The 15,965-nt window shown below is 73.7% G+C and carries 14 protein-coding genes and 1 pseudogene; 5 read left to right on the forward strand and 10 right to left on the reverse strand.

The annotated features are described in order from the left end of the window. Window positions 1-223: 223 nt before the first annotated feature. From ACFQLX_RS12570 to ACFQLX_RS12615, 10 genes are read right to left on the reverse strand one after another with little or no spacing between them, the layout of a single operon-like run. Entirely contained in the window at window positions 224-1,723 is a 1,500-nt protein-coding gene (locus ACFQLX_RS12570) for an NADH-quinone oxidoreductase subunit N (protein ID WP_386414485.1), read from the reverse strand. Next, window positions 1,723-3,285, reverse strand: a complete 1,563-nt coding sequence (locus ACFQLX_RS12575; RefSeq protein WP_386414501.1) for a complex I subunit 4 family protein — start codon at window positions 3,283-3,285, stop codon at window positions 1,723-1,725. Before ACFQLX_RS12575 ends, ACFQLX_RS12570 begins: the two co-directional genes overlap by 1 nt. Window positions 3,286-3,303: 18 nt before the next feature. Then, complete coding sequence (locus tag ACFQLX_RS12580) at window positions 3,304-5,277, reverse strand: NADH-quinone oxidoreductase subunit 5 family protein (protein ID WP_386414487.1); 1,974 nt, start codon at window positions 5,275-5,277, stop codon at window positions 3,304-3,306. Continuing rightward, entirely contained in the window at window positions 5,274-5,678 is a 405-nt protein-coding gene (nuoK, locus tag ACFQLX_RS12585; protein WP_386414488.1) for an NADH-quinone oxidoreductase subunit NuoK, read from the reverse strand. Before nuoK ends, ACFQLX_RS12580 begins: the two co-directional genes overlap by 4 nt. Further along, a complete protein-coding gene (locus tag ACFQLX_RS12590; protein WP_386414503.1) occupies window positions 5,678-6,286 on the reverse strand; it encodes an NADH-quinone oxidoreductase subunit J family protein in 609 nt (202 codons plus the stop codon). Before ACFQLX_RS12590 ends, nuoK begins: the two co-directional genes overlap by 1 nt. Further along, window positions 6,286-6,954, reverse strand: a complete 669-nt coding sequence (locus ACFQLX_RS12595; protein WP_386414489.1) for a NuoI/complex I 23 kDa subunit family protein — start codon at window positions 6,952-6,954, stop codon at window positions 6,286-6,288. Before ACFQLX_RS12595 ends, ACFQLX_RS12590 begins: the two co-directional genes overlap by 1 nt. A 3-nt stretch (window positions 6,955-6,957) precedes the next feature. Further along, entirely contained in the window at window positions 6,958-7,917 is a 960-nt protein-coding gene (nuoH, locus tag ACFQLX_RS12600) for an NADH-quinone oxidoreductase subunit NuoH (protein WP_386414490.1), read from the reverse strand. Further along, complete coding sequence (locus tag ACFQLX_RS12605; protein WP_386414491.1) at window positions 7,914-8,981, reverse strand: NADH-quinone oxidoreductase subunit C; 1,068 nt, start codon at window positions 8,979-8,981, stop codon at window positions 7,914-7,916. Before ACFQLX_RS12605 ends, nuoH begins: the two co-directional genes overlap by 4 nt. Further along, the gene (locus ACFQLX_RS12610; protein ID WP_386414492.1) at window positions 8,978-9,595 is read right to left on the reverse strand and encodes an NADH-quinone oxidoreductase subunit B; all 618 of its coding nucleotides are present in this window, start codon (window positions 9,593-9,595) and stop codon (window positions 8,978-8,980) included. The genes ACFQLX_RS12605 and ACFQLX_RS12610 overlap by 4 nt, the downstream gene beginning before the upstream one ends. Further along, a complete protein-coding gene (locus ACFQLX_RS12615; protein WP_386414493.1) occupies window positions 9,586-9,954 on the reverse strand; it encodes an NADH-quinone oxidoreductase subunit A in 369 nt (122 codons plus the stop codon). Before ACFQLX_RS12615 ends, ACFQLX_RS12610 begins: the two co-directional genes overlap by 10 nt. 164 nt (window positions 9,955-10,118) lie before the next feature. Here ACFQLX_RS12615 and ACFQLX_RS12620 point away from each other — a divergent pair, with 164 nt between their 5' ends. The 5 genes and pseudogenes from ACFQLX_RS12620 to ACFQLX_RS12640 form a co-directional block, all read left to right on the forward strand. Further along, window positions 10,119-11,327: a sensor histidine kinase gene (locus ACFQLX_RS12620; protein WP_386414494.1), complete on the forward strand. Its 1,209-nt coding sequence runs from the start codon at window positions 10,119-10,121 to the stop codon at window positions 11,325-11,327. A gap of 94 nt (window positions 11,328-11,421) precedes the next feature. Beyond that, window positions 11,422-12,777, forward strand: coding sequence for a sensor histidine kinase (locus ACFQLX_RS12625; protein WP_386414495.1), 1,356 nt, complete (start codon window positions 11,422-11,424; stop codon window positions 12,775-12,777). 100 nt (window positions 12,778-12,877) lie between these two features. Beyond that, entirely contained in the window at window positions 12,878-13,537 is a 660-nt protein-coding gene (locus tag ACFQLX_RS12630) for a response regulator transcription factor (RefSeq protein WP_386414505.1), read from the forward strand. Between the two features lie 408 nt (window positions 13,538-13,945). Further along, window positions 13,946-15,811 (forward strand): 2-oxoacid:acceptor oxidoreductase subunit alpha, encoded by a 1,866-nt coding sequence (locus tag ACFQLX_RS12635; protein WP_386414507.1) that lies wholly within the window; start codon window positions 13,946-13,948, stop codon window positions 15,809-15,811. Beyond that, window positions 15,804-15,965, forward strand: a pseudogene (locus ACFQLX_RS12640) (2-oxoacid:ferredoxin oxidoreductase subunit beta); the annotation flags it as partial. The gene ACFQLX_RS12635 and the pseudogene ACFQLX_RS12640, both read left to right, overlap by 8 nt.

Genomic DNA, 15,965 nt, shown 5'->3' on the forward strand with positions numbered 1-15,965 from the left:
TGCGTGAGCTGGCGGGCGGCCTGCCGGTCGGCTGGGCCGCGACTCACCACCAGTGGAACCCCCCTGTCTGGCCAACGCGAGGCGGGAGTGGGCGGTTCCCCGGCGGTCCCTGGGGGCGCTGTGGGGTGGATTACGCCGGGCGGGTGAGCCGCGGGTGGGGCCGTACGGGGGCGGGGGCATGGGGTATCCCCTGCTCGAAGAGCCTGGGGAAGGGCCGTACGGGCTACAGCAGCGACTGGCCGGCGAACTTCAGGATCATCTGCGGCGCCCCCGACAGCATCAGCGCGAGCACCGCCGCCAGTGCCAGCGCGGCGGCGGCTCCCCGGGCGGTACGGACCGCGGGGGCCGGGGTCTCGGCGGCGGGCCGCGGGCGGAAGAGCAGCGCCGTCCAGCGGAGGTAGTAGTACAGGCCGAGGACGACGTTGGCGGCCATCACCACCGCCAGCCAGCCCAGGCCCGCGTCCACCGCCGTGCCCAGGACGGCGACCTTCGCGAACAGGCCGATGATGCCGGGCGGCAGTCCGGCCAGGTTGACCAGGAAGAAGGCCAGGGCGAGGGCGGTGAGCGGGCGGGTGGCGCCAAGGCCGCGCAGGTCGGCGACGCGGCGCTTTCCGGTGGCGGCGAGGGCGGCGAAGGCACCGAGGTTCACCACCGCGTACATCAGCGCGTAGGCGACGGTCGCGCCGACGGTGCGGGCGGGATCGGCGCCCCGGTCGGCGGCGTAGCCGGCGGCGGCGATCGGGACCAGGAGGTAGCCGGCCTGGGCGACGGAGGACCAGGCGAGCAGCCGCACCGCGCTGGCCGGGGCGGCGGCGCGCTGGCGCAGGGCGGCGACGTTGCCGACGGTCATGGTGAGCGCGGCCAGGACGGCCAGGGCGGGCGCCCACACCTCGCGGTAGGCGGGGAAGGCCAGCAGGCAGACCAGGACGAGACCGCTGAAGCCGGCCGCCTTTCCGACGACCGAGAGGTACGCGGCGACCGGCAGCGGCGCGCCCACGTAGGTCTCGGGCACCCAGAAGTGGAAGGGGACGGCGGCCGTCTTGAAGGCGAAGCCGACCAGGGTGAGGGCCACGCCGACCCCGGCCAGGGCGGTCAGGCGCGAGTCCACGTCGGCCAGCGCGCCGGCCATCACGTCGAAGTGGAGGCTGCCGGCGGCGGCGTAGACGAAGCCGGCGCCCAGCAGCAGGACGGCGGTGGCGACGACCGAGCTGAGGAAGAACTTCAGCGCCGCCTCGGCCGAGAGGCGGTCACCGCGACGCAGGCCGACCAGCGCGAAGGCCGGCAGCGAGGCGACCTCCAGGGCGATCACCAGCGTCACGAGGTCGCGGGAGGCGGGCAGCAGCGCGGCGCCGGAGACGGAGGACAGCAGCAGGAACCAGAACTCGCCGGCGGGCAGCCTGCCCACCGCCGTGTCGTACAGGCTCAGCAGCGCGGTCAGCAGGGCGCCGCCCAGGACGAGCAGCTGGATGACGAGGGTGAAGCTGTCGGCGCGGTAGGAGCAGACGTCGGGGGCGGTCGTCAGGCAGAAGGTGGCGCGGTGGTCGCCGACCAGCGGCAGCAGGGAGCAGGCGGCGGCCGCGAGCGCCGCGACGGCGACCCAGCCCAGGAGGTGCTTGCGCTCGGGCCGTACGAACAGGTCGGCGACCAGCAGCGCCAGGGCGGCGAGGGCGGGGATGACGGGGGCCGCGACGGCGACCCAGTCGACGGACTGGACCAGGGACATCAGCGGCCTCCCGTGAGGAGCTGGTGGACGACCGGGTTGGTGAGCCCGAGGAGGGCCGCCGGCCACAGGCCGCCGACGACGGTGAGGACGACCAGCGGCGTCCAGGCGGCGTACTCGTAGCCGCGTACGTCGGGCAGGCGGGGGCGTTCGGCGGCGCGCGGGCCCATGCAGACGCGGCGGACGACGACCAGCAGGTAGGCGGCGGTGAGCAGGGTGCCCAGGCCGGCGAGGGCCGTGAAGACGAGGTACGCGGGCCGGCTCAGCCCCTCGGCGGGGCGGAAGGCGCCGAACATCGCCAGCATCTCGCCCCAGAATCCGGCCAGTCCCGGCAGGCCCAGGGAGGCGACGGCGGCGAAGGCGAGCAGGCCGCCCAGGCGGGGGGCGCGGCCGTAGAGGGCGCCGCCGGCGGGGTCGGCGAGCTGGTCGAGGTCGGTGGTGCCGGTGCGTTCCTTCAGGGCGCCGACCAGGAAGAAGAGCAGGCCGGTGATGAGGCCGTGGGCGATGTTGGCGAAGAGCGCGCCGTTGACGCCGGTGGGGTCGAGGGTGGCGATGCCCAGCAGGACGAAGCCCATGTGGCCGACGGAGCTGTAGGCGATGAGGCGCTTGAGGTCGCCGCCCGCGCCCTCGCGGGCCAGGGCGAGGCAGGCGAGGGAGCCGTAGATGATGCCGACGACGCCGAAGGCCGCCAGGTAGGGGGCGTAGAAGCGGGCGCCCTCGGGGGCGACGGGCAGCACCAGGCGCACGAAGCCGTAGGTGCCCATCTTCAGCATCACGCCGGCCAGCAGCACCGAGCCGATGGTGGGGGCGGCGGTGTGGGCGGCGGGCAGCCAGCTGTGCAGGGGCCACATCGGGGTCTTCACCGCGAGGCCGATGCCGATGGCCAGGACGGCGGTGAGCTGCACGGACCGGCTCAGGCCCGAGCCGTTGTCAGTGGCGAGTGCCACCATGTCGAACGTGCCCGCTTCGAAGCCGACGAGGAGGAGGCCCAGCAGCATGACCACGGAGCCGAGCAGGGTGTAGAGGATGAACTTCCAGGCGGCGGCCTGCCGTTCCGCGCCGCCCCAGCGGGCGATGAGGAAGTACATCGGGATCAGGACCATCTCGAAGGCGAGGAAGAAGAGCAGCAGGTCCAGGACGGCGAAGGTGGCGAGCATGCCGGTCTCGAGGACGAGCAGCAGTGCGACGAGCGCCTTGGCCGAGGGGCCCTGGGGCGGGTTGAAGTAGGTGTAGACCGCGCAGAGGAAGGTCAGCAGCGCGGTCAGGACGAGGAGGGGGAGCGAGATGCCGTCGACCCCGAGGTGGAGGCGGACGCCCAGGGCCGGGATCCAGCTGAGGTCGGTGGTGGCCTGGAAGGCGGCGGGGCGGTCGTGGTCGAAGCCCGCGGCCAGGACGATCGACAGGGCCAGGACGGCGCCCGTGACGGTGACGCCGTGCCGCAGCACCGCCTGCTCGGGGCTGCGGCCCCGCAGGCCCGGGGGGGCCGGGAGCAGGGCGGCTGCGGCGCCGAGGAGGGGGAGGACGACGATGGCGGCGAGGATCAGCTGCATGGCGGTGCCATTCATCAGGGAAGCGGCCATGGGTCAGCTCCCCGTGACGGCGACGACGGCGGCGATACCCAGCGCCAGCGAGCCGGCGAGCAGCACGCTGAGGTAGGTCTGGACGTTGCCGGTCTGCGTGCGGCGCACCAGCGTGCCGAGCAGGCGCGGGAGCGCGCCGGCGCCGCTGACGTAGGTGTCGATGACCTGGCGGTCGAGGAAGCGCACCAGTTCGGCGGCGGCCAGTACGGGGCGGACGAAGAGCCGGTGGTAGAGCGCGTCGACGTGGAAGCCGGCGGCGGCCTGCCGGTGCAGCGCCGGGCCCAGCAGCAGTCGGCCGGGGTCGGTGCCGGCGCGGGGGGCGGAGGCTGGTGCGGCCGCGGTACGCCGCCAGGCCGCGTACATGACCAGGATGCCCGCGACGGCGAGGGCGCTGCCCAGGGCCGTGGTGGCCAGGGTGGGGGCGAGGCTGCCGCCGCCGAACCAGTCGGGGAGGAGGGGGTAGGTCAGGCCGAAGGCGAGCGTGGGGACGAAGAGCACCCAGAGCACGGCGTTCATCACCGGGGCGGGCCGGTGGTGGCCGGGGGCGGGCTCGCCGAGGGCGGCGGCCTCCAACTCGGCCTCTCCGGGCGGGCCTTGCGGCGCCTCGGCGGGGGCTGGCTCGCCCGAGCGGCCGTGGAAGGCCAGCAGCCACAGCCGGGCCGCGTAGGCGGCGGTGAGCAGGGCAGTGGCGAGGCCCGCGACCAGCACGATCCACGCGCCGGCGGCCGGGACGCCCGGCGGGGCGTGGGAGCCGGTGGCGTGCTCGGCGGCGCTCAGCACGGCCTCCTTGGAGAAGAAGCCGGAGAAGGGCGCGATGGCGGCCAGCGCCAGCAGTCCGGCGGTCATCGTCCAGTAGGCGTCCGGGATCGCCGCCCGCAGCCGGGGCATCCGGGAGATCTCGGTGAGGGAGTTCGTCCCGGCGGCGTGGATCAGCACGCCGGCGCCCAGGAAGAGCAGCGCCTTGAAGGCGCCGTGCGAGAGGAGGTGGAAGACGGCGGCGTCGCGCGAGCCGACGGCCAGGGCGCCCGTCATGTAGCCGAGCTGGCCGATGGTGGAGTAGGCGAGGACGCGTTTGACGTCGTCCTGCGCCAGCGCCGACAGGGCCGAGCCGACCATGGTGAGCGCCGCGATCACGGCCATCACGACCAGCGCGGCGGTGGAGGCGGCGAAGACGGGCAGCAGCCGGGCCACGACGTAGATGCCGGCGGCGACCATCGTCGCGGCGTGGATCAGCGCCGAGACGGGGGTGGGGCCGGCCATCGCGTCGGGCAGCCAGGTCTGCAGCGGCACCTGCGCCGACTTGCCGACCGCACCGGCGAGCAGCAGCAGGGCGATCAGCGTGGGGTGGTCCAGGCCCGGGCCGGAGACGACGGTGGTGAGGATGCCGTTGATCCGGAAGGTGCCCGCGTCCACGCCCAGGGCGAAGACGCCGAGGAGGAAGGGGACGTCGCCGAGCTTGGTGACCAGGAACGCCTTGATCGACGCCGAGCGGGCCTCGGCGGTCTCCCAGTAGTGGCCGATCAGGAAGTACGAGCAGATGCCCATGACCTCCCAGCCGATGAGCAGCACCATGAGGTCGCCGGAGTAGACGACGAGGAACATGGCGGCGGTGAAGAGGGAGACCAGGGCGGCGTAGGAGGAGTAGCGCTCGTCGTCGCGGAGGTAGCCGATGGAGTAGAGCTGCACGCAGCAGGCGACCACGCCGACCAGGGCCGCGATCAGCACCGCGAAGCCGTCGAGGTGCAGGGCGAGGTCGATGGGGACGGAGCCGGTCGGGGTGTAGCGCGTCGCGGCGTCGATCGCCTCGCCGCCGCCCTGGCGCGCGGCGACGAGGATCGCCAGCACGGCGGCGGCGAGCGTCGGCAGCACGGCCAGCGGTCGGACGAGACCGGGCGCCCGGCCGCCGAGCAGCAGCCCGGCGCCGCCGGCGAGGAAGGGGAGCAGGGGGACGAGGATCGCGAGGGTCACGGTGTTCACGCGGCGGCCTCCTCGGGCGACGGGGCCGTACGCGGCCCGGTGCCGTCCGGGCCGTCCGAGTCGTCCGGGTCTTCGGCGTCCTCGGGACCGGCCGGGGGCTCGGTCAGCTCCCGCATCCGGTCGATGTCGGAGACGGCGCGGGTGCGGTAGACGAGCAGCACGATCGCCAGGCCGATGCCGATCTCGGCGGCGGCCACGGCGATCACGAAGAGGGTGAGGGTCTGCCCGGTGCGCAGGGTGTCGCGCAGCCAGACGTCGAAGGCGACGAGGTTGAGGTTGACGGCGTTGAGCATCAGCTCGACGGACATCAGCACCAGCACGGCGTTGCGCCGGGCCAGCACTCCGTACACGCCGACGCAGAACAGCAGCGCCGCCAGCACGGCGGGGTAGGCGAGATGCATCAGCCCTCCCCCCGGTCCGCGGCGTCCGCGGCCCCGTCGTCCCCGGCGCTGTCGGCCCCGATGGCCCCGCCGGCCCCGCTGTCGCGCCGCGACAGCACGATCGCGCCCACCAGCGCCGCCAGCAGCAGCACCGACAGCGCCTCGAAGGGCAGCACCCAGTGCCGGAAGAGGGCCGCGCCCATGACGTCGGTCGACCCCTGGACGGGGTCCAGCTCGATCCACTGCCCCCGGAAGGCGTCCACGACCAGCGTCACCAGGAGCACCGCGGCGACGCCCGCGACGGCGGCGGCCACCGGCCGGTTGCACGAGTCGGCGTCCGGCGAGGGCCCGATGGGGGCCCGGGTCAGCATCAGCCCGAAGAGCAGCAGCACGACCACCGAGCCGACGTAGATCAGCACCTGCACCCAGGCGATGAACTCGGCGGTGAGCAGCAGGTACTCCACCGCCACCCCGCCCAGGGAGACCACGAGCCACAGCGCGGCGTGCACCAGCTGCCGGGTGCTCACGGCGATCAGCGCCGCGCCGAGCGTGACCAGCCCGACGAGCAGGAAGACGATCTCGACCCCCGTCGGCGAGAGGAAGCCGTGGGATCCGGCCGCCAGCGTCATCACGAGGTCTCCCCCTTCTCCTCCGGAGCTTCAGAAGTCTCAGGAGCCTCCGCGGCGGCTTCCGAGGCCGCCGCCGTGTCCACGTCCCCGAAGGCCGCGGCCTCCGCCTCCACGGCTGCCGCCTCCCGCACGGCCGCCTCGGCGGCCAGTTTCTCGGCCGCCTTCTCCGCCGCCTTGCGCGCGGCCCCCAGCTCCTTGGGCTCCTCCGCCGCCGGGTCCAGCGCCGGCGGGGCGGGCACGGTCCGCATCCACTCGCGCAGCACCTCGCGCTCCTGGGTGAGGTCGTGGACGTCGTAGGCGGCGTACTCGAACTCCGGCGACCAGAACAGCGCGTCGAAGGGGCAGACCTCGATGCAGATCCCGCAGTACATGCACAGCGCGAAGTCGATTGCGAAGCGGTCCAGCACGTTGCGGCTGCGCTCGCGCCCGCCCGGCACGGCGGCCGGGACGGTCTCCTTGTGGGAGTCGATGTAGACGCACCAGTCGGGGCACTCGCGGGCGCAGAGCATGCAGACCGTGCAGTTCTCCTCCAGCAGCGCGATCACCCCCCGGCTGCGCGGCGGCAGTTCGGGCTGCACGTCCGGGTAGTGGGCGGTGTGCGAGCGCCGCGTCATCGTACGGAGCGTGACGGCGAGGCCCTTGGCGAGCCCCCGGCCGGGAACGGCCATCTCTCAGATCACCACCTTGACGACGCCGGTCAGCGCGATCTGCGCCAGGGCGAGCGGAATGAGGACGGTCCAGGCGAAGCGCTGCACCTGGTCCTCGCGGAGCCGCGGGTAGGTGACGCGGATCCAGATGACGGCGAAGGCGAGGACCGCGGTCTTCAGCAGCGTCCACAGCCAGCCCAGGTCGTCGCTGTACGGACCGTGCCAGCCGCCGAGGAAGAGCACGGTGGTCAGCCCGCACAGCACGACGATCCCCGCGTACTCCGCGAGCAGGAAGAGCGCGAAGCGCAGCCCGCTGTACTCGGTGTACGCGCCGAAGATGATCTCCGAGTCGGCGACGGGCGCGTCGAACGGCGGCCGCTGCAGCTCCGCCAGCCCGGCGGTGAAGAAGACGAGGGCGCCGACGAGCTGCCAGGGGGTCCACCACCACTGGTAGCCCTCGACGATCCCGGTCAGCGAGACCGTCCCCGCCGCCATCGCCACACTCGCGGCGGCGAGCAGCATCGGCAGCTCGTACGCCATCAGCTGCGCGGCGGTGCGCAGCGCGCCCAGCAGGCTGAACTTGTTGGCGCTGGCCCAGCCGCCCATCAGCGTGCCGATCACCCCCGCGCCCATCAGCGCCAGCACGAAGAAGACGCCCGCGTCGACCGCCTGCCCGACGCCGCCGTGCGGCGCGAAGGGGATGGCGATCAGTACGACGAAGTACGGCAGCAGGGCCACGGCCGGGGCGAGCTGGAAGATCCGCCGGTCGGCCTCGGCCGGGACGATGTCCTCCTTCTGCGCGAACTTCACGCCGTCGGCGACGAGTTGCGCCCAGCCGTGGAAGCCGCCCGCGTACATCGGGCCGACGCGGCCCTGCATGTGGGCCATGACCTTGTGCTCGGTCTGCCCGACGGCCAGCGGCAGGACGAGGAAGACGGCGAGCACGGCGAGCAGCCGCAGCGCGACGTCGAGGACGTCGTTCATCGGGGCTCACCTCCTTCGGGCTGCTCACTCGGCTCGGGCGCGGGGGGCGCGGGGGGCGCGCCTTCCGCCGCCGCGCCACGCTGCCAAGGGGCGTCGGGGCTGCGCGGGGGGCGCGACGGGGCGCGGCGAGGCTCGGCGGACGCGGGTCGCGCCCCCTCCGCCGCGGTCTGCGAGGCGGAGCCCTGCGAGGCGCTGCGGGCGCGGCGCACGGGTCGCTCGGCCGCCTCCCCCGAGGCTCCCCCCGCGGCTCCCCGCGCCGCCCGCGCGCCGCGCGCCGGGCGGGCCGGGGCGGGCGGGAGCTGGCCCTTCAGCGGCCCCCACTCGTTCGGGTCGGGCACCCCCGGCGGCAGCGTCTGGCGCCGTTTCGGGCCGCCCTCCGCACCCTCCCCCGGCTCCTTCGCGCCCGGCCACGGCTTGACCACCCGGGCCGCCAGGACGAAGTCCTTGCGCAGCGGATAGCCCTCGAAGCCGTCGTAGAGCAGCAGGTGGCTGAGGTCGGGGTTGCCGGGGAAGTCGATGCCGAACATCTCGTGCGTCTCGCGCTCGTGCCACGCGGCGCCCGCGTAGACGCCGATGGCGCTGGGCAGGGCGGGCGCCTCGTGCGGCACCGTGGTCCGTACGAGCAGCGCCCTGACCGGGTCGCCGACCGCGACCACGTGCGCGCTGACCCGGTAGCCGGCGGGGGGCATGTCCACGGCGCTCAGCCAGTCGAGGTAGGTGCAGCCCAGCTCGTCGCGGGCGGTGCGCAGGGCCTCGGTCCAGGAGCCGGCCGGCACGTCGACGGTGAGCAGTTCGTACTCCTCCTCCGCCACCGCGCCCGGCCCGAAGACCGCCTCGGCCGGGGCGGGCAGCCAGCCGACGGGCACGGCGGCGGCGACCTCGGGCACCTCGCCGGGCGGCGCGGGCGCGGCGGAGGCGGCGGCCAGCGCGGCGGCGGCGCTCTCGGCGGCCTGCGCGGAGGCGGCGGCCAGGTCGGCGGCCACGTTTTCCACGGGCGCGTTTTCCACGGGCGCGGTCTCGGCGGGCACGCCCTCCGCGGGCTCCTCGGCCGGGTTCGCGCTCACTGCCCCGCCTCCGGCGCCCGGACCAGCCCGCTCCTGAGCGCCGCCGCCGAGGGACGGCCGCCCCCGCTCGCGTACCGCTCGGCCAGCGACTCGCGCGCGATCTTCTCCTGGAGCTTCAGGATCCCCTGCAGCAGCGACTCGGGCCGGGGCGGGCAGCCGGGTACGTACACGTCGACCGGGATGATCTGGTCGACGCCCTTGGTGACGGAGTACGAGTCCCAGTACGGGCCGCCGCAGTTGGAGCAGGCGCCGAAGGAGATCACGTACTTCGGCTCGGGCATCTGCTCGTAGAGCCGCCGCACGGCCGGGGCCATCTTGTCCGTGACCGTCCCCGAGACGATCATCAGGTCCGCCTGGCGCGGGCCGGGCGCGAAGGGGATCACGCCCAGGCGGATGAAGTCGTGGCGCGCCATGGAGGCGGCGATGAACTCGATGGCGCAGCAGGCGAGTCCGAAGTTGAACACCCACAGGCTGTAGCGGCGCCCCCAGTTGAGGACGACCTTCATCGGCTCGGGGGCGAGGCGGGAGAGCACGCCGAGCTTCTGCGGGGTGGCGACGGAGGCGTCCACCACGGGCAGCTCGGTGCGGGCGGGGGGCTGACCGGTCACGTCCATGCCAGGACGCCCTTCTTCCAGGCGTAGAGGATGCCGACCGCGAGGAAGGCGAGGAAGACGAACATCTCGACGAGCGTCACGCCGCCGTACCCCTGCGCCGCGAAGACCGTCGCCCACGGGAAGAGGAAGATCGAGTCCACCGCGAAGATGACGTACAGGAAGGAGTACACGTAGTAGCGGACCTGCGTGTGCGCCCAGCCCTCGCCGACGGGGTCGACCCCGCACTCGTAGGTGAGCAGCTTCTCCGGTGTCGGTACGAAGGGCCGCAGCAGCCGGCCCCCGGCGAAGGCGACCGCCACGAAGAGCAGGCCGAGCACCGCGACGAGACCGACCACGGAGTAGCCGTGGAAGTACTGCACGTCTGCCTCGCTCCCTGGCCCTTTCGAACGATCTGTACGGGCAGGAGTGTAGGCCCTGCGCCCCGGGCGCCCGCGTCCAGCACCGGTGCGGTGGGGATAACCCCACCACGGCCGGGCGACGAACCCCATGGCGTGCGGGTGCCGCCGACCGGCACCCTGGTGCCATGACCGCGACCGCCGCCACCCGCCCGACCACCACCACCGCTCCCGCCGTCCGCAGTGCTGCCGCCGTCGGGGGCGAGCAGCTGCCCGCCCCCCGCGCCCCGCTCAGCGGCCAGACCTGGCGGGAGATCGCCTACCTGCTGCTCAACCTGCCGATGACCCTGGTGGGTTTCGTCTACGTCTCGACCTGGCTCTACGCGGGCGCCGCCCTGTCCATCACGGTGATCGGCCTGCCGCTGCTCGCCGGCGGCCTGCTCGGCGCCCGGCTGCTGGCCAAGGCCGAGCGGGCGGTGGCGCGGGGGCTGCTGGACGTACGCATCGAGGAGCCGACGCCGATCCGGGCCCGTACCCACGGCGGCTTCCTGCCCTGGCTGTGGGCGACCCTGAAGGACCCGGTGGCCTGGCGCTCCACGCTCTTCCAGCTGATGCGGCTGCCGTGGGGGATCCTCACCTTCACCGTCACCCTGGTCTCCCTGTTCGTGCTGTGGCCGCTGCTGCCCTGGCTGGCGCGCGCGATGTCGAGCGTGGACCGCGCGATGGTACGGGCCCTGCTGGCGCCCTCCGACGAACTGGAGCGGCGGATAGCGCAGTTGGAGTCGGACCGGGGTGTGGTGGTGGACACGGCGGCGGCCGATCTGCGGCGTATCGAGCGCGATCTGCATGACGGGGCGCAGGCCCGCCTCGTCGCCCTGGCCATGGACCTGGGCCTGGCGAAGGAGAAGCTGCTGGAGGACCCGGAGGAGGCGGCGCGGATGGTCGACGACGCGCACGGCGAGGTCAAGCTCGCCCTGCAGGAGCTGCGCGACCTGGCCCGCGGCATCCACCCCGCGATCCTCACCGACCGCGGCCTGAGCGCGGCGCTCTCCTCGGTCGCCACCCGCTGCCGGGTCCCGGTGAGGGTGTCGGTCGACCTGCCGGTACGGCCCGCGCCCGCCATCGAGGGCATCGCCTACTTCACGGTCTCCGAGCTGCTGCAGAACGTCGCCAAGCACGCCCGGGCCACCACCGCCTCGGTCGACGTCTGGCGCTCCGACCAGCGGCTGCTCATCCAGGTCCGCGACGACGGCCGCGGCGGGGCGAGCCTGGCCACCGGCTCGGGGCTGGCGGGACTGGCGGAGCGCCTGGGCTCGGTGGACGGCCTCTTCGTCCTGGACTCCCCCGCCGGCGGCCCCACGGCCGTGACGGCGGAACTGCCGTGGCGGGAGCGCTGAGGCGCCCCCTTCCCGCCGGGGTGGGGTTCTCCCCCGTACGAACAGACCGACCGGCCGCATAGCCCGCGCGCCACCGCCCAGGGAGGGTGACAGCATGCCGAACCCCACCGCCCCGTACCCCGCCGAAGCCGCCCCCGACCTCGCCGCCCTCGACCGCCCCCGGCTGCCGCTCGCGCTGCGCGCGCCCGTCCAGGCGCGCACCTGGCGGGAGTTCGGCTACCTCCTGCTCAACCTCCCCGCCGCCATTGTCTTCTTCGTCTACGCGGTGACGATGGTCTCGCTGGGCGCCGGCCTGCTCGTCACCTTCCTGGGCGTGCCCGTGCTCGCCGCCGCCCTGGCCGGCTGCCGCGCCCTGGGCGCGCTGGAACGGGCCCGCGCGCGGACGCTGCTGAAGCTGGACGTCGCGACCCCGGAGCCGCTGCGCGCCCGCAACGGCCGTACCGGACTGCTCGCCTGGACCGGCGCGCTCTTCCGCAGCGGCAGCTCCTGGCGCCATCTCCTCTACGCCTTCGCGCACTTCCCGTGGGCGGTCCTGTCCTTCGCCGTCTCGCTGACGGTGATGGCCAATGCCTGGGCCCTGTTCACCTACCCGCTCTGGCAGTGGATCCTCCCCGCGCACTACGGCCAGGAGGGCCTGCAGGTGTACGGCGACGGGGAGCCCGGCCACGGCTGGTACCTGGACACGCCCCTGGAGCAGCTGCTGGCGACGGCGGTCGGCGCGGTGCTGGTGATGGCCTCCCCGTGGCTGGTCCGGGGCATGGCGCAGGTGGACCGGACGATGGTGCTCCACCTCCTGGGCCCCTCCAGACTGTCCAGCCGGGTCCGGGAGTTGGAGTCCGACCGGGGCGTGGTGGTGGACACGGCGGCGGCCGACCTGCGGCGTATCGAGCGCGATCTGCACGACGGGGCGCAGGCCCGCCTCGTCGCCCTGGCCATGGACCTGGGCCTGGCGAAGGAGAAGCTGCTGTCGGACCCGCCGACCGCCGCGCGGATGGTCGACGAGGCGCACGGCGAGGTCAAGCTCGCCCTACAGGAGCTGCGCGACCTCGCCCGCGGCATCCACCCCGCGATCCTCACCGACCGCGGCCTGGGCCCGGCGCTCTCCTCGGTCGCCACCCGCTGCCGGGTCCCGGTGCGCATCACGGTCGACCTGCCCGTACGCCCCGCGCCCGCCATCGAGGGCATCGCCTACTTCACCGTCTCCGAACTCCTCCAGAACGTCGCCAAGCACTCCGGCGCCCGCACCGCCTGGGTCGACGTCTGGCGCGCGGCGGACCGCATCCTGATCCAGGTCCGCGACGACGGCCGCGGCGGCGCGAACCTCACCACGGGCACGGGCCTGTCGGGTCTCGCGGAGCGCCTGGGCTCGGTGGACGGCCTCTTCGTCCTGGACTCCCCCGCCGGCGGCCCCACGACCGTGACGGCGGAACTGCCGTGGCGGGAGCGCTGAGGCGCGGATCCCGCAACTGGCCCGCGATGCTGTGCCGTTCGCCCCGCGGTGCGATGCTGGACCCCGTCACCAAGGGGGAGTCAGCATGGAGGGCACAAGCATGCGGGTGGTCATCGCCGAGGACTCGGTGCTGTTGCGGGAGGGCCTCACACGGCTGCTCACCGATCGCGGACACGAGGTCGTCGCCGGGGTGGGGGACGGCGAGGCGCTGATGGCGACCATCCGGGAGCTGGCCGCCGGGGAGGGGCTGCCGGACGTGGTGGTCGCCGACGTGCGGATGCCGCCGACGCACACCGACGAGGGGGTGCGGGCCTGCGTACGGCTGCGCAGGGAGTACCCGGACCTGGCCGTCCTGGTCCTCTCGCAGTACGTGGAGGAGCAGTACGCCACCGAGCTGATCGCCGGCTCCAGCCGGGGGGTGGGCTACCTGCTCAAGGACCGCGTCGCGGAGGTGCGCGAGTTCACCGAGGCCGTCGTGCGCGTCGCCGAGGGCGGCACCGCGCTGGACCCGGAGGTCGTGGCCCAGCTGCTGGGGCGCAGCCGCAAGCAGGACGTGCTGGCCGGGCTCACCCCGCGCGAGCGCGAGGTCCTGGGCCTCATGGCGGAGGGGCGCACGAACTCCGCCGTCGCCCGCACGCTGGTGGTCAGCGACGGCGCGGTTGAGAAGCACGTGAGCAACATCTTCATGAAACTCGGCCTCACCCAGAGCGACGGCGACCACCGCCGGGTACTGGCGGTGCTGACGTACATCAACTCCTGATCCGGTCCCAACTGCCGGACAGGTTTCCGAGATGGACGCGGGCGCAAAACCGCGAACGCGGCCGGGGCGTCCGTGGCTACGTAACGCCGGGGGGCGGATGAACGTGGCATATCCCGACATATCAGGACGTCCCGCCGTCGCTCAAGGCGCGGACAACACGGGGAAGGCGACCCTTACCCACGTACGATGGCCGTGGGCTCCCCCCGTTCGAGACCGGACGCGGGGAGACCGCACGCACGGCACCACGCCTGTACGCCGTCACCTCGAGGGAGGCTCGGGACAGTGACCACATCGGCCATCGGAGAGCAGCGCGGATCCGCGGAAACCGACGCGGAGACCGCTGCCGCAAGCCGCGCGGGTGAGGCTGCGGGGACACCCGCGGAGAAGACGGTCAAACGCCTGGACCGGGTGGTCATCCGCTTCGCGGGCGACTCCGGCGACGGGATGCAGCTGACCGGCGACCGCTTCACCTCCGAGACGGCGTCCTTCGGCAACGACCTCTCCACGCTGCCCAACTTCCCCGCCGAGATCCGCGCCCCCGCAGGCACCCTGCCGGGCGTCTCGTCCTTCCAGCTGCACTTCGCCGACCACGACATCCTCACCCCCGGCGACGCGCCGAACGTGCTGGTCGCGATGAACCCGGCGGCGCTGAAGGCCAACCTCGGCGACGTGCCGCGCGGCGCGGACATCATCGTCAACACCGACGAGTTCACCAAGCGCGCCCTGGCCAAGGTCGGCTACGCGGCGAGCCCGCTGGAGGACGGCTCCCTGGACGCCTACCAGGTCCACCCCGTCCCCCTGGGCACGCTGACCGTCGAGGCGCTGAAGGGCTTCGGGCTCTCCCGCAAGGACGCCGACCGCTCGAAGAACATGTTCGCGCTGGGCCTGCTGAGCTGGATGTACCACCGGCCGACGGCGGGCACCGAGGCGTTCCTGCGGCGGAAGTTCGCCGGGAAGCCCGAGATCGCCGAGGCGAACGTGGCCGCCTACCGGGCGGGCTGGAACTTCGGCGAGACCACCGAGGACTTCGCCGTCTCCTACGAGGTCGCCCCGGCCACCACCGCGTTCCCGCCGGGCACCTACCGCTCGATCTCCGGCAACCTCGCCCTGTCGTACGGGCTGATCGCCGCCGCCCGCCAGGCCGACCTGCCGCTCTTCCTGGGCTCCTACCCGATCACCCCGGCCTCCGACATCCTGCACGAGCTGTCCCGGCACAAGAACTTCGGCGTACGCACCTTCCAGGCCGAGGACGAAATCGCCGGCATCGGCGCGGCGCTGGGCGCGGCCTTCGGCGGCGCGCTCGGCGTGACCACCACCTCGGGCCCCGGGGTGGCGCTGAAGTCCGAGACGATCGGCCTGGCGGTCTCCCTGGAGCTGCCGCTGCTGGTGGTCGACATCCAGCGCGGCGGCCCCTCCACGGGACTGCCGACCAAGACCGAGCAGGCGGACCTCCTCCAGGCGATGTACGGGCGCAACGGCGAGGCGCCGGTGCCGATCGTCGCCCCCGCGACCCCGGCGGACTGCTTCACCGCCGCCCTGGACGCGGCCCGCATCGCGCTGACCTACCGCACCCCGGTGCTGCTGCTCTCCGACGGCTACCTGGCCAACGGCTCCGAGCCCTGGCGCATCCCCGAGCAGGACGAACTCCCCGACCTGCGCGTGCAGTTCGCCACCCGCGCCAACCACACGCTGGCCGACGGCACCGAGGTCTTCTGGCCGTACAAGCGCGACGAGCACACCCTCGCCCGCCCCTGGGCCATCCCCGGCACGCCGGGCCTGGAGCACCGCATCGGCGGCATCGAGAAGCAGGACGGCTCGGGCAACATCTCCTACGACCCGGCCAACCACGAGCACATGGTCCGCACCCGCCAGGCGAAGATCGACGGCATCGAGGTCCCGGACCTGGAGGTCGACGACCCGGGCGGCGCCGCGCGCGTCCTCGTCCTGGGCTGGGGCTCGACCTACGGGCCGATCACCGCCGCCGTACGCCGGGTGCGCCGGGACGGGGAGGCCGTCGCGCAGGCCCATCTGCGCCACCTCAACCCCTTCCCCGCCAACCTGGGCGAGGTCCTGCGCCGCTACGACCGGGTGGTCGTCCCGGAGATGAACCTCGGCCAGCTCGCCACCCTCATCCGTGCCAGATACCTGGTCGACGCCCAGTCGTACACCCAGGTCAACGGCATGCCGTTCAAGGCCGAGCAGCTCGCCACCCGCCTGACAGAGGCGCTGGCGCCCCTGGGAAGCACCGCCGAGGAGGCCGTCGACCATGGCTGAGACCCAGACCGCGACCGAGGAGGGGGCGCTCGCACCGGCCCCCGGCGCCGCCGAGGCGCTCTCCCTCGTACCGAAGTCCGACACCCCCCAGTCGATGAAGGACTTCAAGACCGACCAGGAGGTCCGCTGGTGCCCGGGCTGCGGCGACTACGCC

The organism is Streptomyces polyrhachis, from assembly GCF_042663125.1.
Lineage (GTDB): Bacteria > Actinomycetota > Actinomycetes > Streptomycetales > Streptomycetaceae > Streptomyces > Streptomyces polyrhachii.